Origin of the sequence: Streptomyces avidinii (assembly GCF_045161815.1) — a bacterium.
GTDB lineage: Bacteria > Actinomycetota > Actinomycetes > Streptomycetales > Streptomycetaceae > Streptomyces > Streptomyces avidinii.
Genome location: NZ_CP108863.1, coordinates 3,341,102 through 3,361,011, shown reverse-complemented (window position 1 = coordinate 3,361,011; position 19,910 = coordinate 3,341,102). Strand labels below are relative to the sequence as shown.

The window sequence follows — 19,910 nt, the reverse complement described above, 5'->3', positions numbered from 1 at the left end:
GGAGCGGACACATCATGCAGAGCGCACTTTTCGCCCACACCGAGGCGCAGTCCCAGGACCGGTACGCCATCCAGAACCCGCAGCTGCTGCGGGTCTCGCTGACCGGCTCCGACGACGTACTCGCCCGCAAGGGCGCGATGGTCGCCTACCAGGGCATCATCGACTTCGACGGCGAGTACCAGAGCAGCAGCCAGCGGGGCGCCCGCCGCCGCACCGGCGAGGGCCTGGACCTCATGCGCTGCTCCGGCCAGGGCACGGTCTACCTGGCCAACCTGGCCCAGTACGTGCACGTGGTGGACGTGGACCAGGACGGCCTCACGGTCGACAGCAGCTATGTGCTGGCCCTGGACTCCACCCTGCACACCGAGGTCATCGCGGTGGACAGCCAGTACGGGATCTCCGGCTCGGGCAAGTACCAGCTCAACATCTCCGGCCGCGGCAAGGTCGCCCTGATGACCTCCGGTCAGCCGCTGATGATGCACGTCACGCCCGACAAGTACGTCAACGTCGACGCGGACGCGATCGTCGCCTGGTCCACCTCGCTGCGGGTGCAGATGCAGGCCCAGACGCACTCCAGCGGCGTGTGGCGGCGGCGCGGCAACACCGGCGAGGGCTGGGAGCTGAGCTTCCTCGGCACCGGCGTCGCGCTGGTGCAGCCCAGTGAGGTGCTGCCGCCGCAGAACGCCCAGCTCGGCCAGGGCGCCGCCGCGCAGTTCGGCATGGGCCAGCACGGTTCCCACGCCCAGAACCAGAACAACGCCTGGAACTGACCGTTCCCGGCACGGCGAAGGGGCGGTCCCGTCGGGGACCGCCCCTTCGCCGCGTTCGCGTTCTCGATCCGCGTCGGCGTGCTCGGCCGCTCGGGCCGCTCGGCCGAGCGGCCGTTCAGCCGAGCGGCCGTTCAGCCGCCCAGCCGGGCCAGTGTCGCCTCCAGCAGCCGTACGACGGACGTGTCGGCCACCGCCGCCACCTCCTCGTACGGGAACCAGCGCAGGTCCAGGGACTCCTCGCTGATCTCCGCCACCGCGCCGGCCGGGGCCAGCGCCGCGTACTGCACGTCCAGGTGCCAGTGGCACGGAGCCGGGATCGCATGCCGGTCCAGGCGCACCGGCCCGCCGTCCAGCAGGGTCAGCCCCGAGGCGATGCCCGACTCCTCGCGGGCCTCGCGCAGCGCCACCTCGGCGAGGGTCCGGTCACCGGACTCGCAGTGGCCGCCCATCTGGAGCCACATGCCGAGCTTCTTGTGCAGGGTCAGCAGTACGCGCCCCCGCGCCGGGTCGATGACGAGCGCGCTGCCCGTGACGTGCCCGGCCCCGCAGGGCTTGTAGACCCCGTCCGGGTGGGCCGCCAGGTGCTCCAGGTAGAGATCGCGCAGTTCCGGCTGGTCCTCGTACGCCTTCAGGACGAGGACCGCGTCTTCGTGCAGGCTCACTTCTTCTCGTCGCCGTCCTGTTCGCGCTTCTCGGCGGCCTCGCCGAGCATCTTGTCGATCTCCGAGAAGTCCAGCTGCTCGCGGTGCACGAAGCCGTCCGGGTCGTCCAGGTCGGAGGCCGTCGGCAGCATGTCCGGGTGCTCCCACAGGCCGTCGCGGCCGTCCACGCCCCGGGCGTCGGTGAGCGAGGCCCACAGCCGCGAGGCGTCCCGCAGCCGGCGCGGGCGCAGCTCCAGGCCGATCAGCGTCGCGAAGGTCTGCTCGGCCGGACCGCCCGAGGCGCGCCGCCGCCGCATGGTCTCGCGCATCGCGTCCGCCGAGGTCAGCCGGGGCTTGGCGGCCTCGTGCACCACCGCGTCGACCCAGCCCTCGACCAGCGCGAGCGCCGTCTCCAGGCGGGCCAGGGCGGCCTTCTGCTCGGGGGTGTCCTGCGGCTGGAACATGCCGCCCTGGAGCGCTTCCTGCAGCTGCTCCGGGTTGGACGGGTCCAGCTGGCCGACCACGTCCTCCAGCTTCGAGGTGTCGACCTTGATGCCGCGGGCGTAGCCCTCGACCGCGCCGAACAGGTGAGAGCGCAGCCACGGCACGTGCGCGAAGAGCCGGGCGTGGGCCGCCTCGCGCAGGGCCAGGTACAGCCGCACCTCGTCCGAGGGGACGCCCAGGTCCTTGCCGAAGCCCTCGATGTTCAGCGGCAGGAGCGCGGCCTTTCCGGCCGGGCCCAGCGGCAGGCCGATGTCCGTGGAGCCGACTACCTCGCCCGCGAGGGTGCCGACGGCCTGGCCGATCTGCTGGCCGAACATGGCGCCGCCCATGGAGCGCATCATGCCGAGCAGCGGGCCCGCCATGGCCTGCATCTCCTCGGGCAGGACGCCGCCCATGGCAGCGCCGACCCGCTCCGCGACCGGGTCCACGAGCTCCTTCCACACCGGGAGGGTCGCCTCGACCCACTCGGCGCGGCTCCAGGCCACGGCCGTGGTGGCGCCCGAGGGCAGCGAGGTCACCCCGTCCAGCCAGTGGTCGGCGAGGCGCACGGCCTCTTCGACGGCGGACTTCTCGGCGATGCCGACGCTCGTGTCCTTCACGCCGTCCGCGGTGCCCTGCGCGACGGTCTGGCGGGCGATGTCCTTGGCCATGTCCCAGTTCACGGGACCGCCCTCGTAGCTCAGCATCTGGCCGAGCTGCTGGAACGCGGCACCCAGGTCGTTCGGGTTCATCGAACCGAACATCGCGGCGAACGGGTTGTCCGCTCCGGGAGCGCCCGCCCCGCCCGGCAGGCCCATGCCGGGGAACCCGAAAGGATTCGCCGGGCCGCCCTGACCGCCCTGATTGCCCTTCTTCTTGCCTTCGTCGCCGTCTTCCGGCTCCTCCGGCGGAAGGCCGAATCCGAATGGGGTGTCGCTCACGGGTTTCCTCGGCTCGTAGGGCCGCCGGCGGGAGCCGACGGGCAATGGTCCGACAACACCACCCAGCGTAGACACCGCGGCCGCATCCGGGCTCGGTGCTCCGCCGACTCCTGGGCTGCGGCAGGATGGACATCACCTGGTGGGTACGCGTCACGGCGCGTCCCTACTGAAGACAACCGCTGGAGACGCCCGGTGAGTTCCCCAGATCCGCAGTTTCGCGCGATGCCCGACGACGAAAACAGCTCCGAGCACGGTGACGGCGCCCCCGGCGTTCGCCAGCCGCGAAACCCGGCGGACTTCCGCCGGCACAGCCCCGTGATCGCCGTGACCGGGGCCGCGTCCGGAGTCGGCGCGGCCCTCGTGAGCCGCCTGGCCGCCTCCGACGAGGTCAAGCAGGTCGTCGCCATCGACGAGCGGCGGGGGGACTGTGCCGCCGCGCAGTGGCACATCCTGGACGTACGGGACCCCGCGATCGCCGAGAAGCTGCGCGGGGCGGACGTCGTGGTCCACCTCGCCCTCGACCTCGACCTGGAGACGGATCCGGCCGCCCGCACGGCGTACAACGTGCGCGGCACCCAGACCGTCCTGACGGCGGCCGCCGCGGCCGGCGTGCACCGGGTCGTGCTCTGCACCTCGGCGATGGTCTACGGGGCCCTGCCGGACAACGACATCCCGCTGTCCGAGGACTCCGAGCTGCGGGCCACCGCCGAGGCGACCGGCGTCGGCGACCTGCTGGAGATCGAGCGGCTCGGCCGCCGGGCCCCCCGCGCGCACCCGGGACTGAACGTCACCGTGATCCGCCCGGCCGTCCTGGTCGGCGGCACCGACACCGCCCTGACCCGGTACTTCGAGTCCCCGCGGCTGCTCGTGGTGGCCGGATCCCGCCCGACCTGGCAGTTCTGCCACGTGGAAGACCTGGTCAGCGCCCTGGAGTACGCGGCCCTGGAGAAGGTCGAGGGCGAGCTCGCCGTGGGCTGCGAGGGGTGGCTGGAGCAGGAGGAGGTCGAGGAGCTGAGCGGCATCCGCCGCATGGAGCTGCCCTCGGCGGTCGCGCTGGGCGCCGCGGCCCGGCTGCACCGGATCGGCCTGACCCCGTCACCGGCCGGGGACCTCGCCTACACGATGCACCCCTGGGTGGTCAGCGTCAGCGGGCTGCACGCGGCGGGCTGGCGGCCGCGCTGGACCAACGAGGAGGTGCTCGCCGAGCTCCTCCAGGAGGTCTCGGGCCGCCACACGGTCGCGGGCCGCCGGCTGGGCCGCAGGGACGCCGCCACGGCCGCCGGTGCGGCGGGCGCCACGGTGGCGCTGCTGGGCGCGGCCGCGGCGGTCCGCCTGGCGCGCAAGCGGCGCGGTATCTGACCGGCCCGGACCCGCGGAAGCCCGCCGTCCGCCCGGGTGGACCGCGGGCCTGCGCGGGCCCGTCCTGTAGGAGGCTCCCAAGGTGCCGGGCCCGCCCCGGGCGAATCTGCTATTTCGCCGTGTCAGCGGCTAGGGCACGATGAAGGCATGGCACCGCACTTCGACCACCCCGGTGAGCAGGCCGCTTCGGACCCGATCCGGCTGCTCCAGATCCGCGAGACCCCCCTGTCGATCGACGAGGTCTTCCAGGCCGTCGGCGACGACGCCTCGGGCGGTACGACGCTCTTCGTCGGCACGGTGCGCAACCACGACAGCGGGGCGGACGTCGACTCGCTCGGCTACTCCTGCCACCCGACCGCCGAGGCCGAGATGCGCCGCGTGGCCGAGCGGGTCGTGGCCAAGTTCCCGGTCCGCGCCCTGGCGGCCGTGCACCGCGTCGGTGACCTGGCCGTGGGCGACCTGGCCGTCGTCGTCGCGGTGTCCTGCCCGCACCGCGGCGAGGCCTTCGAGGCCGCCCGGATGCTGATCGACGACCTCAAGCACGAGGTCCCGATCTGGAAGCACCAGACGTTCAGCGACGGCAGCGAAGAATGGGTCGGCGCCTGCTGAACCCCCCGGTCGGGGAGCGGCACCCGGAAGGCGGTACCCTCGCACCCGTTCGGCCGCGCAACACGCCCTCGATTTGCGTAACCCCCCCACGGGCACGAGCGTTGAAGCCACCAACGAAACGTACTTCGGGGTAGGGAGGCAGGCCCATGGCGTCTTTGGCGTGGTTGCTGATTCCGCTGTTCGCCGCGATCGGAGCGGCGATATGGGGCAGCTGGGCGGCACGCGACCGCACACAGGGTGACATATCCGAGCTGGCGGGCTACGCGCGTTTCCGCGAAGCCATGGCCAATGCCGATCAGCCCCGGGCCACGGCGGACGCCCATTCCGCACACCCCGCCTCCGATGCCGTCTGACTCCGAGCGACGCCCGTCCGGCGCCGTGCGACGACGCCGGGCCCACGCTCCGCGTCCGTCCCGTTCCGGACTGCTGCCGACTCCACCGCCCCCGGTGAGATTCCGCTGAGAGTTTCGCGCACGGCCCCCGTACGGACCGGCCCCGAGGGCCGCCCTGCAGGGCCGTCCCGTACTGTCGGATCCATGCCACGCCGCACCGCGACGATGCTCGCCTCCACCCTGGTGCTGTTCGCGCTGCTCTGCGCAGGGGTGTTCATCAAGGTCCCGTACTCCGAGATGAGCCCCGGCCCGACCGTGAACACCCTCGGGGACTCGCACGGCGCGCCCGTCCTCAACATCTCGGGGCGCAAGACGTACCCGACCAGCGGGCACCTCAATATGACGACGGTCCGCGTCACCGGCGCCGACTACGACATGAGCCTGGTGGAAGCGGTGTACGGCTGGCTGGCCGGCGACAACATCGTCGTCCCGCACGAGAACCTCTACCCGAACGGCAAGACGGACGCGGAGTCCACCCAGGAGAACGCCGAGGAGTTCAGCCAGTCGCAGCAGAGCGCCAAGGTGGCGGCCCTGAAGCAGCTCGGCATCCCGGTCACCGCCCGGGTGATCGTCTCCACCGTGGTCAAGGACAGCCCCTCCGAGGGCCGGCTGCACGCCGGTGACGTGATCAAGGCCGTGGACGGCGCCCCCGTCACCGCCCCCGAGGACGTGGCCAAGCTCGTCACCAAGCACAAGCCCGGTGAGCCGGTGGAATTCACCATCGTGCCCGCCAAGGACGCGGCCGAGGCGGCGAAGGCGAACGACAACGACCCCGCCACCTCGAAGGTGACGATCACCGCGGGCAAGGCGGAGGGCGACGGTCACGCCATCGTCGGCATCCGGGCCGGCACCGACCACGCCTTCCCGTTCACGATCGACATCAAGCTCGCCGACGTCGGCGGCCCGAGCGCCGGTCTGATGTTCGCCCTCGGCATCGTCGACAAGCTGACCCCGGAGGACCTGACCGGCGGGAAGTTCGTCGCGGGCACCGGCACGATCGACGACGCGGGCAAGGTCGGCCCCATCGGCGGTATCCAGATGAAGACCATCGGAGCCCGGCAGGCCGGCGCCCGGTACTTCCTGACGCCCGCCGAGAACTGCGCCTCCGCGGCCTCGAACGTGCCCGACGGGCTGACCCTGGTCAAGGTCGCCACCATCGACGACGCCACCAAGGCGCTGCAGAAGATCAGCAAGGGGGACACGGCCGGGCTGCCGCAGTGCAAGCCCTGACCGCTCCGTCCCCCGTCCGCCCGTCCCCCGACGTGCCGCCGCCGTGCCCGGCGCGACCACCTACGAGCGCGACCTACGAGAAGGTCGCAGCCAAAGCCTCCGCCAGCCCGGGCACCAGGCCCGCACCGGTGAGGACCTCCGTCGAGGCGTCCTTCTCGCGCAGCCGTACGGCCGACTCGCGCGAGCCGTCGCGCAGCACGGCCACGGTCAGGCGGACCTCCTGCCGCTCCGGGTGACCGGCGACCCACTTCGACAGCTGCTTGTCGCTCAGGCCCTCCGGTACGGACGCCTCCGCCGACGGCGGCAGCATCAGACGCTCCACGGTCAGCGCGCAGCCGACGACCGCGTCGGGCCAGGCGATGGTGCCCAGGAACTTGTCGAGGGGGGTCCCCTTCGGGACCTCGTCCTGCTCGATCGGGGTCAGCGAGGACTTGCCGGCGTCGTCCTGGTCGACACCGAGCTGGCTCGCGAGCCGCGGCTCCTGCTTCTTGAGCCGGGCCGTGTCGACGAGCGCGAAGAGCCGTGCGGGCTTGTCCCAGCCGAGGCCGGCCGCGTACTCGTCGATCTCGAGGCAGGCACGGGTCAGCGGGCTGGCAGCCATGGGGGTGCCGGGGGAAGGCGAAAGGTTGGACATGGGCAACATCCTGCCTCCTTTCCACCGGATACCGGGAACTGACCGAAGCCTCAGTAAGTTGCATGAGTGGGCTCTACGATCGGGGGCCCGTTCATTACCAGACTCAGCGACTTTCGAGGTGCGCACCTTGGCTTTCCAGATGCCGGACCGCGGCGGAGGCCCCTCCGGGCCACGGATGAGAGTCGGCCGCCCCTCCCGGCGGGCCAGAACTCTCCTCATGACCTTGGGCGTGCTGGCCGTCCTGGCCATGCTCTTCATCATGTTCGCGGGCTTCTGGACTGACTGGCTCTGGTTCCGCTCCGTGAAGTACTCCACCGTCTTCACCACCACGCTGTGGACCAAGATCGGCCTCTTCGCCGTGTTCGGTCTGCTGATGGCGGGTGCCGTCGGTTTCAACATCTGGCTGGCCCACCGGCTGCGGCCGCCGCTCAGCGCGATGTCGATGGAACAGCAGAGCCTCGACCGCTACCGGATGAGCATCGCCCCGTACAAGAAGTGGCTGCTCCTGGGCATCGCCGTGCTCGTCGGCCTGATCGCCGGCGCCTCGGCGGCCGGTCAGTGGAAGACCTGGCTCATGTATGTGAACGGGGTGACCTTCGGTACGAAGGACCCGCAGTTCCGCATGGACGTGTCCTTCTACACCTTCGACCTGCCCTGGTACCGCTTCCTGCTCGGCTTCGGCTTCGCCGCCGTCGTGCTGTCGGTGATCGCCGCGGCCGTCGTGCACTACCTGTACGGCGGACTGCGCGTGACCAGCCCGGGCGCCCGGGCCACCGCCGCCGCGACCGGGCACCTGTCGGTGCTGCTCGGCCTCTTCGTCACGCTGAAGGCGGTCGCCTACTGGCTCGACCGCTACGGGCTCGCCGTGAAGTCCAGCGACTTCAAGGCCGCCGACAACTGGACGGGCCTGCGCTACGTCGACGCGAACGCCTATCTGCCGGCGAAGACGATCCTCGTCGCCATCGCCGCGATCTGCGCCCTGCTGTTCTTCGCGACGCTGTGGCGCCGCACCTGGCAGCTGCCGGTCATCGGCTTCGGCCTGATGGTGCTCTCGGCGATCCTGATCGGCGGGCTCTACCCGGCGATCGTGCAGAAGTTCCAGGTCCAGCCGAACGAGCAGGCCAAGGAATCCCCGTACGTCCAGAAGAACATCAAGGCCACGCGCGACGCCTACGACATCGCAGGCTCCGAGGTCACGGACTACCCGGGCGTCCCGCAGACGGAGGACCGGGGCAAGCTGCGGCCGCAGGCCGACACCACGGCCAGCATCCGCATCCTCGACCCGAACATCGTCTCGCCGGCCTTCCAGCAGCTCCAGCAGGTCAAGGGCTACTACGCCTTCCCGTCCACGCTCGCCGTGGACCGGTACAGCGGCCAGGACACGGTCATCGGGCTGCGCGAGCTGAACATCGGCGGCATCCCGAAGAACAACTGGATCAACGACCACTTCAAGTACACGCACGGCTACGGAGTGGTCGCGGCCAAGGGCACCACCGTGAAGGACGGCGCTCCCGACTTCACGCAGTCCGACCTGCCCTCCAAGGGCATGTTCGGCACGGACTTCGAGCAGCGCATCTACTACGGCGAGCAGACGAAGCAGTACTCGATCGTCGGCGGTCCGCAGAAGGAGCTCGACTACTCGGACGACAAGGGCGAGAAGGAGACGAGCTACAAGGGCGACTCCGGCGTCAATCTCGACAGCCCGGTCAACCGGGCCGCCTACGCGCTCACCTTCAACGAGCCGCAGATCCTCTACTCGGGCGCCATCGGCGACGGCTCGCGGATCCTCTACAACCGCACGCCCAAGGAGCGCGTCGAGGCGGTCGCCCCGTGGCTGACCATCGACGGCGCGCCCTACCCGGCCGTGATCGACGGCCGGATCAAGTGGATCGTCGACGCCTACACGACCACCAACGGCTACCCGTACGCCTCGCGCACCACCCTGGGCCAGAGCACCGCGGACTCGCTGACCAACAGCCAGCGTGCGGTGGTCGCCCAGGAGAACCAGGTCAACTACATCCGCAACTCGGTGAAGGCCACCGTCGACGCGTACGACGGCTCGGTCGACCTGTACCAGTGGGACACCCAGGACCCGGTCCTGAAGACCTGGATGAAGGCGTTCCCGGGCACGGTGAAGCCCAAGGCCGACATCGCCAAGCCGCTCATGGACCACCTCCGGTACCCGCAGGACCTCTTCAAGGTCCAGCGCGAGCTGCTGACCCGGTACCACGTCACCGACCCGCAGACCTTCCTCAGCGGCAGTGAGGCGTGGGCGGTCCCGGACGACCCGACGACCAAGGCCGGTACGGCCGTTCCGCCGTACTACCTGTCGATGAAGATGCCGGGCCAGAAGGAGAAGGACCAGGTCTTCTCGCTCACCACGACGTTCACGCCGAACGAGCGGCCCAACCTGAGTGCCTTCATGGCGGTCAACGCCGATCCGGGCACCCCGGACTACGGCAAGATCCGCATTCTGAAGATGCCGACGAGCAAGCCGCCGGACGGCCCCGGTCAGGTGCAGAGCAAGTTCCAGTCGGAGCCGAAGATCGCCGAGTCCATCCGCCTGCTGCGCGGTGGTGACTCGGAGATCGAGTACGGCAACCTGCTCGCGGTGCCGCTCGACGGCGGCATGCTCTACGTCGAGCCGGTCTACGTCCGCAGCTCCGGCCTCAAGTACCCGCTGCTGCGCAAGGTGCTCGTGACCTACGGCAACCAGACCGCCTTCGAGGACACGCTGGAGAAGGCGCTCAACGTGGTCTTCGGGGCCGAGGCGCCGACCGTTCCGGTACCCCCGGACCAGCCGCCGGGCGACGGCACCGTCACGCCGCCGACCATCACGGACCCGACGGTCAAGGCGGCGCTCGGCGACGCGCAGAAGGCCATCGAGGACGCCGAGAAGGCCCGACAGGCCGGCGACTGGGCGGCCTTCGGCAAGGCCCAGGACGAGATCAAGGCGGCGCTGAAGCGGGCGATCGACGCCGAGGCGAAGCTCACGACGCCCGCGCCGTCGGGCCAGTGATCAATGGGTAATGGTTCCACCCCGTGTCGTGATACTGTGGTTTCACCGACGCGGGGTGGAGCAGCTCGGTAGCTCGCTGGGCTCATAACCCAGAGGTCGCAGGTTCAAATCCTGTCCCCGCTACTGAAGATGAAGGCCCGGATCCATGGGATCCGGGCCTTCGTCATGCCCGGGGCCAACACGCGGTAGCCGGGGAGGGTGAGTTGTCGGTGGAGCGTGTTTGACTTACCCCACTGTGGGCATGTCGACAAAACGCTGTAGTGACCTCACTGGCTGCGACATACCAGGTGTACGCGGGTAGCAGGTGATGCGACGATGGGATTTATGGGGGACAGGTCAACTCTGCTGGAGACAGGGCGGTTTGTGAGGGCGGAGTCCGGGACGGACACAGAGGCCGAGGGGGCGGCTCCGGTCGTCGACGCGCAGACCGCACTGACCGATGCGGATTTCGCGGAGGAGATGTTCGCCGAGACCGACGCGGCGAGTGACGCCGAGCTCGAAGCACGGCACCGGGTGGCCGCCGACAAGGGCGACCCCGGGGCCATGAGCGTGCTCGGCGCGCTGCTGCTGCGCCGCGGCGACCTCGACGGCGCCGAGCCCTACCTGCGGGGGGCCACCGGTGAAGGCGACCGCGCCGCCGCCAACAACCTGGGCGTCCTGCTGCACCAGCGCGGCTACCCCGAGGAGGCCGCCGACTGGTGGCGGGTCGCTGCCGTCGCCGGATCCGCTCCCGCCGCGCACGCCCTGGGCCGCTACTTCCGCGAGCGCGGGGACGAGCCCGCCGCCGAGTACTGGATGCGGCAGGCGGCCGAATCCGGCCACGCGCTGGGCGCGTACGGGCTGGCCGACCTGCTGGAGCACCGCGGGGACAAGGGCGTCGAACGCTGGTTCCGCGCCGCAGCCGAACAGGGGCACCGCGAAGCCGCGTACCGGCTGGCGAGGCACCTGCGCAAGGGCGACCCCGCCGAGGCCGAGCAGTGGTACCGGCAGGCCGCCGCGCGCGGGCACCGGCGTGCCGCGCTGCACCTGGGCGCGCTGCTGGAGGCACGCGGCGAGCTCAAGGAGGCCGGGCGCTGGTACCTGACCTCCGCCAAGCAGGGCGAGGCACGGGCGGCGTGCGCGCTCGGCTTCCTGCTGCGCGACGCGGGCGACGAGGAGAGCGCGGCCGTGTGGTGGCACCGGGCGGCGCAGGACGGCGACGGCAACGCCGCCAACGCGCTGGGCGCGCTGCACGCCGCACGCGGTGAGACCCAGACCGCGGAGCGCTGGTACCGGACCGCCATGGACGCGGGCGACCAAAACGGGGCGTACAACCTTGCTCTGCTGTGCGTCGCACAGGACCGGACCGCGCAGGCCGAGCAGTGGTACCGGCGCGCCGCCTACGCCGGCCACCGCGAGGCGGCCAACGCGCTGGCGATCCTGCTGCTCCAGGGCGGTGACGCGGCGGGCGCGGAGCCGTGGTTCTCGAAGGCGGCGGAGGCGGGCAGCGTCGACGCGGCCTTCAACCTCGGGATCCTGTTCGCCAGCCGCGACGAGGACCGGACCGCGCTGAAGTGGTACGAGCGGGCGGCGTCGGCCGGGCACACCGACGCGGCGCTGCAGGTCGGCATCGCCCTGGTCCGGGACGGCGAGGACCGGGCGGCCGAGCGCCACCTGCGCTGCGCGGCGGGCGGCGGCAGCGCGGAGGCGGCGTTCCGCCTGGCCGCGCTGCTGGAGTCGCTGGCCCCGCCGCCGGAGCCGGTGGCGCTGGGCGAGCCCGTGGGCGGCGCCCCGCGCACCGAGAGCGAGGAGTGGTACGAGCGGGCCGCCGAGCTGGGGCACCGCCGGGCCCAGGTGCGGGTCGGCATGCTCGCCGCCGCCCGCGGTGACCTGGCGGTCGCCTCGCGCTGGTACCGGGAGGCGGCCGAGGCAGGCTCCCGCAACGGCGCCTTCAACCTCGGGCTGCTGCTGGCCCGCGAGGGCAACGAGCCGGAGGCCGCCCTGTGGTGGACCCGCGCGGCGGTGGCGGGGCACGGCCGCGCCGCCCTGCGCCTCGGCCTGCTGGCGGCCCGCCACGGGGACCTCGCGGAGGGCCAGAAGTGGTGCGTGCGCGCCATGGAACTGGGCCCGGCCGAGGTCTCGGAACGCGCGGCCCGACTCCGCGAGGCCCTGGCCGAGGAGCTCTCGGCCTAGGCGGTCTCTTTCGGATCCTTCCGGGCGCCGCGGGCTCGGCCGACCGGACCGAAGGAGACGGCCCGGGCGCGCGGTCCGCCGCGGCTCTCGGCTCTCAGCGGTAGAGCCAGGAGGTGGAGCGGGCGTAGACGTGCCGGAAGGCGAGCGGCATCAGCAGGTCGTTGACGCGGCGCTGCACCGTGCCCGGGGTCTTCGAGTCGCGGTTCGTCGCCGCGGCACGGGTCATCCGGGCCACCCGGGGGCGCCGTACGCGGGTGTACTCGGCCAGGGCGGCCGCCACCCCCGGCGCCCCGGCGACGCAGCGGGCCAGGGCCACCGCGTCCTCGATCGCCATCGACGCGCCCTGCCCGGCTCCCACCGGGTGGGCGGCGTCGCCGATCAGCACGGTGCGCCCGTCGTGCCAGACGGGCACGTCCGCCAGCCGGTGCATCGGCATCGGGCGGTCGACGCGGGTCGCCGCCCGGATCAGGGACAGCGGCAGCTTCTCCCTGCCGTACAGCTCCGCCAGCAGGCCCCGGGTGACGTCCGCCGGGTCCGGGGGCCCCGGTGAGGGCACCTGGGCCGACCACCAGACCGTGCCGTCGGCCGCCGGGACGCACAGGAAGGCACCGCGGCGCCCGAAGACGAAGTGGTAGGTGCCCGGGGTGAGCCGCACGCCCTCGGAGACCCCCGACACGCTGTAGAGGCCCGCGTACCGCACCTGCGGCGCCGCCGGGTCCAGCGCGGTGCGGGTGGCGGACCAGATGCCGTCGGCCGCCACCACCAGGTCCGCGTCCAGGTCCGCCGGGTCCACCCGGCGTCCCGTCTCGATCCGGGCGCCGGCGCGCACCGCCTCGGCGCGCAGCACCTCCACCAGCCGTCCGCGCAGCAGGGTCGTGCTGTGCAGGCTGTCCGAGGCCCGCCGGCCGCGCGGCACCTCCCCGAGGAGCTTGCCCGAGGCGGACCACATCCGCTGCAGGGCGACCGGGAAGCCCGCGGCCCGGACCTCGGCGAGGCAGCCCAGCGCGTCCAGCCCCCGCAGCCCGTTGACGGCGAGGCTGAGGAAGGAGCCCACCTGGCCGGCCGGGTCCTCGTACGCCTCGTGGACCGTGACCTCCGCGCCGGTCGCGCGCCGCAGCGCGATCGCGCTCGCCGCTCCGGCCACTCCGCCCCCGATGACTGACACACGCATGTCCGACCCCTTTAGCTGAATCCACATTCACTGAATTTCGATTCGGTGAAACTGGGTTCAGTATGATGAGGCCGAGAAGACGGCGTCAAGCGGGAACGGGGATCGCGGTGGGAGTGCGCAAGGAGCGGGCGGCCGGCACGGAGGCGGCGCTCAAGGAGGCGGCGCGGGCCCTCTTCCTGGAGCGCGGCTACGCACAGACGAAGATCACCGACATCACCAAGGCCGCCGGCCGGTCCACCGGGTCCTTCTACGAGCACTTCGCGGGCAAGGACGAACTGCTGGGCGCGCTGCTCGCGGACATGGAGGCCCAGGTGGACGTGGAGGTCGGCGCGCACGATCACCCCCGCGAACACGATCTCGCCGACCGGGCGCAGCTGCGGACACATGTGGCGGTCACCTGGCGCGTCTTCCGGGACCATCTGCCCGTCGTGGTCGCCCTCTTCCAGAAGTCCATGGCCGAGCCGCCCGGCTCGGGGCAGGCCTGGGGGCGGCTCCTCGCGGACACCGCACCGCTGCGCGAGCACCTCGCGTACATGCGCGAGCGGGGCCGTGAGCTGCCCGGGGACCCGGAACTGGTCGCCGCGGCGATGGGGGCGATGATCTCGATGCTCGGGTACGCCGCCATGGCCGGCGGAGCCGCGCTCGACGACGACGAGGTGGTGGAGACGCTGACAGCGCTGCTGCACCGGGGACTGGCCGGTTAACCGATTTGCATCTGCCGGGGGCCTTCACGTAACGTTGGGTTTACCGACGCGGGGTGGAGCAGCTCGGTAGCTCGCTGGGCTCATAACCCAGAGGTCGCAGGTTCAAATCCTGTCCCCGCTACTGAAGACTCAGGGCCCGGATCCAATGGATCCGGGCCCTGAGTCGTTTCCGCCTGCCAAGAGCGCGAACAGAAGTCGAACGCGGAAGGGCCCGGACCCCCAGGGGTCCGGGCCCTTCCATGTCGGTGTTCTCAGGCGCCGGCGCAGTTCGGGCAGACGCCGCGATACGTCACCTCGACCGCCGACACCACGAAGCCGAAGCGCTCCGCGTCGGGCAGATCGGCCAGCGGGTTGCCCGCCGGGTGCACGTCGCGGATCGCGCCGCACTGGGCGCAGACCAGGTGCTGGTGGGGCCGGTGGGCGTTGGGGTCGTACCGCTTGGCGCGGCGGTCCGTGGAGACCTCCAGGACCTCGCCGAGGGTGACGAGCTCGCCCAGGGTGTTGTAGACGGTCGCGCGCGAGATCTCGGGCAGCCTGGCCACCGCGAGCGCGTGCACCTCGTCCGCCGTCAGGTGCACGTGGTCACCGTCGAGCACCTCGGCCACGACGCGTCGCTGCGCCGTCATGCGCCAGCCGCGTCCGCGAAGTCGATCCAGCAGGTCACTCATAGACATCAGCCTAACAGTGAGGGATTCGGTGTAACTCCCGAATCAGTGCGGACTTGGATCCTTACTTGACTTAGACAAAGTCCATCGTAGGATCGAGTACGGCAAACGCCAAGGACAGGACATGCAGGGATGACGCAGGAGGCGCACGTGACGCAGGGACCGCTCACCACGGAGGCCGGAGCGCCGGTCGCCGACAACCAGAACAGCGAGACCGCCGGCATCGGCGGCCCCGTCCTGGTCCAGGACCAGCTGCTGCTGGAGAAGCTCGCGCACTTCAACCGCGAGCGCATCCCGGAGCGCGTGGTGCACGCCCGCGGCGCCGGTGCCTACGGCACCTTCACGCTGACCCGCGACGTCTCGCAGTGGACCCGCGCCAAGTTCCTGTCCGAGGTCGGCAAGGAGACCGAGACCTTCCTGCGCTTCTCCACCGTCGCGGGCAACCTCGGCAGCGCCGACGCGGTCCGCGACCCCCGCGGCTGGGCGCTGAAGTTCTACACCGAAGAGGGCAACTACGACCTCGTCGGCAACAACACCCCGGTGTTCTTCATCAAGGACGCCATCAAGTTCCCCGACTTCATCCACACCCAGAAGCGGGACCCGTACACGGGCTCGCAGGAAGCGGACAACGTCTGGGACTTCTGGGGTCTGTCGCCCGAGTCGACCCACCAGGTGACCTGGCTGTTCGGTGACCGCGGCATCCCGGCGTCCTACCGCCACATGAACGGCTACGGCTCGCACACGTTCCAGTGGAACAACGAGGCCGGCGAGGTCTTCTGGGTCAAGTACCACTTCAAGACCGACCAGGGCATCAAGAACCTCACCCAGGCCGAGGCCAACGCCCTCGCCGGGGAGGACCCCGACTCGCACCAGCGCGACCTGCGCGAGGCCGTCGAGCGCGGCGACTTCCCGACCTGGACCGTGCAGGTCCAGATCATGCCCGCGGCCGAGGCGGCCGAGTACCGCTTCAACCCGTTCGACCTCACCAAGGTGTGGCCGCACGAGGACTACCCGCCGATCGAGATCGGCAAGCTGGAGCTCAACCGCAACCCGGAGAACGTCTTCGCGGAGGTCGAGCAGAGCATCTTCAGCCCGGCGCACTTCGTCCCCGGCATCGGTCCCTCCCCGGACAAGATGCTCCAGGGCCGCCTCTTCGGCTACGGCGACGCCCACCGCTACCGCGTCGGCATCAACGCCGACCACCTGCCGGTGAACCGCCCGCACGCCACCGAGGCGCGCACCAACTCCCGTGACGGCTACCTGTACGACGGCCGCCACAAGGGCGCGAAGAACTACGAGCCGAACAGCTTCGGCGGCCCGCACCAGACGGACCGCCCGCTGTGGCAGCCCGTCCCGGTCACCGGCGGCACGGGCAACCACCCGGCTGCCGTCCACCGCGAGGACAACGACTTCGTCCAGGCGGGCAACCTCTACCGCCTGTACTCGGAGGACGAGAAGGCCCGCCTGGTCGAGAACCTGTCCGGCTTCATCGCCAAGGTCTCCCGCGACGACATCGTCGAGCGCGCGATCAACAACTTCCGCCAGGCGGACGGTGACTTCGGCAAGCGGCTCGAGGCCGCGGTCCAGGCCCTCCGCGGCTGATCCCGGATCGCTTGTCGTAGCAGGACGCCGGGCCGCAGCCCTCTTCGGAGGGCTGCGGCCCGGCGTCGTTTCACGCGGAGACCGTGCGCCGCGCCGGTACCCAGCAGCGGATGACGTCCCGTACGGACACGATGCCGACCGGTCCGCCGTGCTCCAGCACGATCAGGTGCCGGAAACCGCCGTGGGCCATCGCCTCGGCGGCTTCCTGCACCGTGGCTTCCGGGGTGCAGAACACGACGTTGTTGGTGGTGTGCGCGCCCACGGACTCCCGGTCCGGATCGTGGCCCGCGCCTATGGAGTTGAGGATGTCGCGCTCGGTCAGAATGCCGATTCCGCTGTGGTCGGGGTCGAGGACGACGGCCGCGCCGACGCGCCGGCCGGACATCAGGCAGGCCGCCTGCCGGAGGGTGTGTGCGGGTCCGAGGGTGAGGATCACGGTGCTCATTGCGTCACGGACGAGCATGAAGAGAGCCACCTCCTGGGGTGAGTCCCCCCGCTTGGGTGGGTGCGCCGAGTGGCCCTGGAGCAGCAGCCTCCAGTGAAATGCTTCACAAGCGCACAAGCGTGGGGACTTTCAGACTCCCACGGACCCGGAGGCCCGACAAGAAGGCGCGGGGCGGAGCGTGAGCAGCGCGCGGCGGACTCAGGCGCGCGGGCGCAACAGGCCCAGCATCTCCTCGTGGAGCAGTCCGTTCGAGGCCGCGGCGTTCCCGCCGTGCACCCCGTCCACCCCGTCGAGGCTGGTGAAGCGGCCGCCCGCCTCCTGGACCACGACCGCGATGGCCGCCATGTCCCACAGGTTGAGCTCCGGCTCCGCGCACAGGTCCAGCGAGCCCTCGGCGACCATCATGTACGGCCAGAAGTCGCCGTAGCCGCGGGTGCGCCAGCACGCGCGCGTCAGGTCCAGGAATCCGGCGAGCCGGCCCTGCTCCTCCCAGCCGCTCAACGAGGAGTACGCGAACGAGGCGTCGCCCAGTCCGGCCACCTTGGACACGCCGATGGCCGTGGTCGCGCCGAGCGCGCCGCCCGCGTACGCACCCCCGCCCCTGGTCGCCCACCAGCGGCGGCCCAGCGCCGGTGCGGACACCACGCCGACCACGGGGCGGAACCCGCCGTCCTCGCCCTCGGCCATCAGGGAGATCAGCGTCGCCCAGACGGGCACCCCGCGCACGTAGTTCTTCGTGCCGTCGATCGGGTCCACGACCCAGCGGCGCGGACCGCTGCCCTTGAGCCCGTACTCCTCGCCCAGGATGGCGTCGTCGGGCCGGGCGGCCGCGATGCCGGCCCGGATGATCTCCTCGGCGGCCTTGTCGGCCTCGCTCACCGGGGTCATGTCCGGCTTCGTCTCGACCTGCAGGTCGAGGGCGCGGAACCGCTCCATCGTGGCGGCGTCCGCCGCGTCGGCGAGGTCGAGGGCAAGGCGCAGGTCATCGTCATACTCGGGCATGCCCGAACAGTATCGAGACTCCCCGAGCCCCACCAACGCTGTCCACGGTGCGGCCCCGATGCGCCCTTGACAGGATCTGGCGACCCGTCAACTCTGGCCGGAGAGAGCCGAACGGGGAGGCGCGGATGCCGGCAGCCCGGGAGTCCTTGCTGGAGGCGGCGGGAGCGGCGCTCGCGGCGCGCCCCTGGCCGGACGTGCGCATGGTCGACGTGGCCGCCGCGGCCGGGGTGTCCCGGCAGACCCTCTACAACGAGTTCGGCGGCAAGGCGGGCCTCGGCCGCGCCCTGGTCCGCCGCGAGGCCGACCGCTACCTCGACGGGGTGGACCGGGCCCTGTCCACCCCGGCCCGGGCCACCGAGCGGCTCGTCGCCGTCGCGGAGTGGACGGTACGGGCGGCCCGCGCGCAGCCCCTCGTACGGGCCCTGCTCACCGGAGCCTGGGACGCGGGCCTGCCCGCGGCCGACGGCCGGGCGCCCGGGCCGGGTGAGCTGGCCCGGGCCGTCCGGGACCGGTCGGCCGCCGCCCTGACGCCGGGGGAGGGCCCGCAGCGCTGCGAGCTCGCCGTGCGCCTCGCCCTGTCCTACGTGATCGCGCCGGGGGAGGAGCCGGGACCGGGCGAGCTGCGCAGGCTGCTCAGTGTGCCGAGCCGGACAGCTGGAGCCCGATGACGCCCAGGATGACCAGCGAGATCGAGACGAGTTTGAGGGTGGAGACGAGGTCGCCGAGGAAGACCATGCCGTAGATCGCCGTCCCGGCGGCGCCGATGCCCGTCCACACCGCGTACGCCGGGCCCACGTCCAGCTTCTTGAGCGCCAGCGTCAGCAGACCGAAGCTGCCGAGCGCGAAGCACGCGAAGGCGACGGTCGGCCACAGCCGGGTGAACCCGTGGGAGAGCTTGAGGCAGACCGCGAAACCGGTCTCCAGGAGTCCCGCGACCACGACCAGCAGCCACGCCATGTCGAATGCCTCCCCGCGTCACGTGACATTGCGTCACTTGGTGCGATTATGCATTTATCCAGACAGGGCCCTCGACAAACGCGGCCGAGCCCTGCCCGGACGGTCAGTCGCCCTCGCGGCGTTCGCGCGTCTCCAGCAGCCGCCGCAGCGAGTACAGCCGCGCCGGGTCCGCGTGGCCGTCCTCCACCCACTTGTCGAGCGCGCAGTCCGGCTCGTCGTGGCTGCACGCGCGCGGGCACTCCTCGGTCCCCGGCACCAGGTCCGGGAAGGCCAGGATCACCCGGGACGGGTCCACGTGGTGCAGGCCGAAGGAGCGCACGCCCGGGGTGTCGATGACCCAGCCGTCGCCGCTCGGCAGCGGCAGCGCCAGCGCCGAGGTGGTGGTGTGCCGACCGCGGCCGGTGACCGCGTTGACGTGGCCGGTGGCGCGCTGGCGGCCCTTCGCGACGAGCGAGTTCACCAGGGTGGTCTTGCCGACGCCCGAGTGCCCGACGAAGGCGGTGATCCGGCCGTCGAGCCGCTCGCGCACCCGGTCGGCCGCGTCACCCGTGGCCAGTTCCTCGCGGTTGGTCACCACGTAGTTCACGCCGAGCGTCGAGTAGATCTCCAGGATCTTGTCCGCGGAGGTCAGGTCCGACTTGGTGAGGACCAGCAGCGGCTCCAGCCCCGCGTCGTACGCCGCCACCAGGCAGCGGTCGATCATCCGGGGCCGCGGCTCCGGATCGGCCAGGGCCGTGACGATGGCCAGCTGGTCGGCGTTGGCGACGACCACCCGCTCGTACGGGTCGTCGTCGTCGGCGGTGCGCCGCAGGACGGACCTGCGCTCCTCGATCCTCACGATGCGGGCCAGCGTGTCCTTCTTGCCGGACAGGTCACCGACGATCCAGACCCGGTCACCGACCACCGCCGCCTTGCGGCCCAGTTCACGGGCCTTCATGGCGTGCACCGTGCGGTCCTCGACCAGGCAGGTCAGCCGGCCGCGGTCCACGGTGAGGACGAAACCCTCGGCCGCGTCCTCGTGTTTGGGCCGGATGCTGGTCCTCGGCCGGTTGCCCTTGGGGTTCGGGCGCTGGCGGATGTCGTCCTCGTCGGTGTGCTTGCCGTACCTGCGCAT

The 19,910-nt window shown here is 71.5% G+C and carries 19 protein-coding genes and 2 tRNA genes; 12 read left to right on the top strand and 9 right to left on the bottom strand.

All coding sequences use genetic code 11. The features are described 5' to 3' along the window. Window positions 1-14 precede the first annotated feature (14 nt). A complete protein-coding gene (locus OG373_RS14555; protein WP_405438681.1) occupies window positions 15-770 on the top strand; it encodes an AIM24 family protein in 756 nt (251 codons plus the stop codon). A gap of 131 nt (window positions 771-901) precedes the next feature. Here OG373_RS14555 and OG373_RS14550 read toward each other — a convergent pair whose 3' ends face one another. Together OG373_RS14550 and OG373_RS14545 are read right to left on the bottom strand one after the other, a co-directional pair. Then, window positions 902-1,432 (bottom strand): NUDIX hydrolase, encoded by a 531-nt coding sequence (locus OG373_RS14550; protein WP_405438679.1) that lies wholly within the window; start codon window positions 1,430-1,432, stop codon window positions 902-904. Further along, entirely contained in the window at window positions 1,429-2,835 is a 1,407-nt protein-coding gene (locus tag OG373_RS14545; RefSeq protein ID WP_397729176.1) for a zinc-dependent metalloprotease, read from the bottom strand. The genes OG373_RS14550 and OG373_RS14545 overlap by 4 nt, the downstream gene beginning before the upstream one ends. A 192-nt stretch (window positions 2,836-3,027) precedes the next feature. Between OG373_RS14545 and OG373_RS14540 the strand changes: the two genes are divergently transcribed. From OG373_RS14540 to OG373_RS14525, 4 genes are all read left to right on the top strand, one after another. Beyond that, window positions 3,028-4,194 carry an SDR family oxidoreductase gene (locus OG373_RS14540; protein ID WP_405438677.1) on the top strand — a complete coding sequence of 389 codons (1,167 nt, stop codon included), beginning with the start codon at window positions 3,028-3,030 and terminating at the stop codon, window positions 4,192-4,194. A 147-nt stretch (window positions 4,195-4,341) separates the two neighbouring features. Beyond that, window positions 4,342-4,803 carry a molybdenum cofactor biosynthesis protein MoaE gene (locus OG373_RS14535; protein ID WP_405438675.1) on the top strand — a complete coding sequence of 154 codons (462 nt, stop codon included), beginning with the start codon at window positions 4,342-4,344 and terminating at the stop codon, window positions 4,801-4,803. A 146-nt stretch (window positions 4,804-4,949) separates the two neighbouring features. Then, on the top strand, window positions 4,950-5,156 hold the full coding sequence (locus OG373_RS14530; protein WP_397729173.1) for a hypothetical protein: 207 nt from the start codon (window positions 4,950-4,952) through the stop codon (window positions 5,154-5,156). Between the two features lie 183 nt (window positions 5,157-5,339). Continuing rightward, window positions 5,340-6,425 (top strand): PDZ domain-containing protein, encoded by a 1,086-nt coding sequence (locus OG373_RS14525; RefSeq protein WP_397729172.1) that lies wholly within the window; start codon window positions 5,340-5,342, stop codon window positions 6,423-6,425. A gap of 73 nt (window positions 6,426-6,498) precedes the next feature. On the opposite strand, the gene OG373_RS14520 is transcribed toward OG373_RS14525, so the two are convergent. Beyond that, complete coding sequence (locus OG373_RS14520) at window positions 6,499-7,068, bottom strand: PPA1309 family protein (protein ID WP_397729171.1); 570 nt, start codon at window positions 7,066-7,068, stop codon at window positions 6,499-6,501. 130 nt (window positions 7,069-7,198) lie between these two features. Between OG373_RS14520 and OG373_RS14515 the strand changes: the two genes are divergently transcribed. The 3 genes from OG373_RS14515 (at window position 7,199) to OG373_RS14505 (ending at window position 12,250) form a co-directional block, all read left to right on the top strand. Then, window positions 7,199-10,078 (top strand): UPF0182 family protein, encoded by a 2,880-nt coding sequence (locus OG373_RS14515; RefSeq protein ID WP_397729397.1) that lies wholly within the window; start codon window positions 7,199-7,201, stop codon window positions 10,076-10,078. A gap of 49 nt (window positions 10,079-10,127) precedes the next feature. Beyond that, a tRNA-Met gene (locus tag OG373_RS14510) sits at window positions 10,128-10,201 on the top strand. A 192-nt stretch (window positions 10,202-10,393) separates the two neighbouring features. Next, window positions 10,394-12,250 (top strand): sel1 repeat family protein, encoded by a 1,857-nt coding sequence (locus OG373_RS14505; protein WP_405438673.1) that lies wholly within the window; start codon window positions 10,394-10,396, stop codon window positions 12,248-12,250. Window positions 12,251-12,344: 94 nt separating this feature from the next. Here the strand turns inward: OG373_RS14505 and OG373_RS14500 are convergent, their stop codons facing one another. Continuing rightward, on the bottom strand, window positions 12,345-13,421 hold the full coding sequence (locus OG373_RS14500) for an FAD-dependent oxidoreductase (RefSeq protein ID WP_405438671.1): 1,077 nt from the start codon (window positions 13,419-13,421) through the stop codon (window positions 12,345-12,347). A 107-nt stretch (window positions 13,422-13,528) separates the two neighbouring features. Here OG373_RS14500 and OG373_RS14495 point away from each other — a divergent pair, with 107 nt between their 5' ends. Then, window positions 13,529-14,125 (top strand): TetR/AcrR family transcriptional regulator, encoded by a 597-nt coding sequence (locus tag OG373_RS14495; RefSeq protein ID WP_405438669.1) that lies wholly within the window; start codon window positions 13,529-13,531, stop codon window positions 14,123-14,125. A gap of 47 nt (window positions 14,126-14,172) precedes the next feature. After that, window positions 14,173-14,246 (top strand) — tRNA-Met (locus OG373_RS14490). Window positions 14,247-14,376: 130 nt separating this feature from the next. Here the strand turns inward: OG373_RS14490 and OG373_RS14485 are convergent. After that, window positions 14,377-14,793, bottom strand: a complete 417-nt coding sequence (locus tag OG373_RS14485) for a Fur family transcriptional regulator (RefSeq protein ID WP_397729168.1) — start codon at window positions 14,791-14,793, stop codon at window positions 14,377-14,379. Window positions 14,794-14,922: 129 nt separating this feature from the next. Here OG373_RS14485 and OG373_RS14480 point away from each other — a divergent pair, with 129 nt between their 5' ends. Next, on the top strand, window positions 14,923-16,392 hold the full coding sequence (locus tag OG373_RS14480) for a catalase (protein ID WP_405438666.1): 1,470 nt from the start codon (window positions 14,923-14,925) through the stop codon (window positions 16,390-16,392). 70 nt (window positions 16,393-16,462) lie between these two features. Here OG373_RS14480 and OG373_RS14475 read toward each other — a convergent pair whose 3' ends face one another. Then, window positions 16,463-16,855 (bottom strand): cyclic nucleotide-binding/CBS domain-containing protein, encoded by a 393-nt coding sequence (locus OG373_RS14475; protein ID WP_383196603.1) that lies wholly within the window; start codon window positions 16,853-16,855, stop codon window positions 16,463-16,465. Between the two features lie 180 nt (window positions 16,856-17,035). Beyond that, window positions 17,036-17,839 carry a histidinol-phosphatase gene (hisN, locus tag OG373_RS14470; RefSeq protein WP_405438664.1) on the bottom strand — a complete coding sequence of 268 codons (804 nt, stop codon included), beginning with the start codon at window positions 17,837-17,839 and terminating at the stop codon, window positions 17,036-17,038. Window positions 17,840-17,964: 125 nt separating this feature from the next. Between hisN and OG373_RS14465 the strand changes: the two genes are divergently transcribed. Then, on the top strand, window positions 17,965-18,507 hold the full coding sequence (locus OG373_RS14465; RefSeq protein ID WP_405438662.1) for a TetR/AcrR family transcriptional regulator: 543 nt from the start codon (window positions 17,965-17,967) through the stop codon (window positions 18,505-18,507). Here OG373_RS14465 and OG373_RS14460 read toward each other — a convergent pair. Next, window positions 18,473-18,796: a multidrug efflux SMR transporter gene (locus OG373_RS14460; RefSeq protein WP_030011402.1), complete on the bottom strand. Its 324-nt coding sequence runs from the start codon at window positions 18,794-18,796 to the stop codon at window positions 18,473-18,475. The two genes, OG373_RS14465 and OG373_RS14460, sit on opposite strands and share 35 nt — an antisense overlap. 103 nt (window positions 18,797-18,899) lie before the next feature. Continuing rightward, a complete protein-coding gene (rsgA, locus tag OG373_RS14455) occupies window positions 18,900-19,910 on the bottom strand; it encodes a ribosome small subunit-dependent GTPase A (protein WP_189972269.1) in 1,011 nt (336 codons plus the stop codon).

Excerpts from the sequence above, each read along its gene's own strand:
- OG373_RS14520 (WP_397729171.1), bottom strand. The coding sequence starts at position 7,068 with ATGTTGCCCATGTCCAACCTTTCGCCTTCCCCCGGCACCCCCATGGCT.
- OG373_RS14475 (WP_383196603.1), bottom strand. The coding sequence starts at position 16,855 with ATGCTCGTCCGTGACGCAATGAGCACCGTGATCCTCACCCTCGGACCC.
- OG373_RS14480 (WP_405438666.1), top strand. The coding sequence starts at position 14,923 with ATGACGCAGGAGGCGCACGTGACGCAGGGACCGCTCACCACGGAGGCC.
- OG373_RS14460 (WP_030011402.1), bottom strand. The coding sequence starts at position 18,796 with ATGGCGTGGCTGCTGGTCGTGGTCGCGGGACTCCTGGAGACCGGTTTC.
- OG373_RS14505 (WP_405438673.1), top strand. The coding sequence starts at position 10,394 with ATGGGATTTATGGGGGACAGGTCAACTCTGCTGGAGACAGGGCGGTTT.
- OG373_RS14555 (WP_405438681.1), top strand. The coding sequence starts at position 15 with ATGCAGAGCGCACTTTTCGCCCACACCGAGGCGCAGTCCCAGGACCGG.
- hisN (WP_405438664.1), bottom strand. The coding sequence starts at position 17,839 with ATGCCCGAGTATGACGATGACCTGCGCCTTGCCCTCGACCTCGCCGAC.
- OG373_RS14465 (WP_405438662.1), top strand. The coding sequence starts at position 17,965 with ATGCCGGCAGCCCGGGAGTCCTTGCTGGAGGCGGCGGGAGCGGCGCTC.
- OG373_RS14525 (WP_397729172.1), top strand. The coding sequence starts at position 5,340 with ATGCCACGCCGCACCGCGACGATGCTCGCCTCCACCCTGGTGCTGTTC.
- OG373_RS14535 (WP_405438675.1), top strand. The coding sequence starts at position 4,342 with ATGGCACCGCACTTCGACCACCCCGGTGAGCAGGCCGCTTCGGACCCG.
- OG373_RS14485 (WP_397729168.1), bottom strand. The coding sequence starts at position 14,793 with ATGAGTGACCTGCTGGATCGACTTCGCGGACGCGGCTGGCGCATGACG.
- rsgA (WP_189972269.1), bottom strand. The coding sequence starts at position 19,910 with ATGCGCAGGTACGGCAAGCACACCGACGAGGACGACATCCGCCAGCGC.
- OG373_RS14500 (WP_405438671.1), bottom strand. The coding sequence starts at position 13,421 with ATGCGTGTGTCAGTCATCGGGGGCGGAGTGGCCGGAGCGGCGAGCGCG.
- OG373_RS14515 (WP_397729397.1), top strand. The coding sequence starts at position 7,199 with ATGCCGGACCGCGGCGGAGGCCCCTCCGGGCCACGGATGAGAGTCGGC.
- OG373_RS14530 (WP_397729173.1), top strand. The coding sequence starts at position 4,950 with ATGGCGTCTTTGGCGTGGTTGCTGATTCCGCTGTTCGCCGCGATCGGA.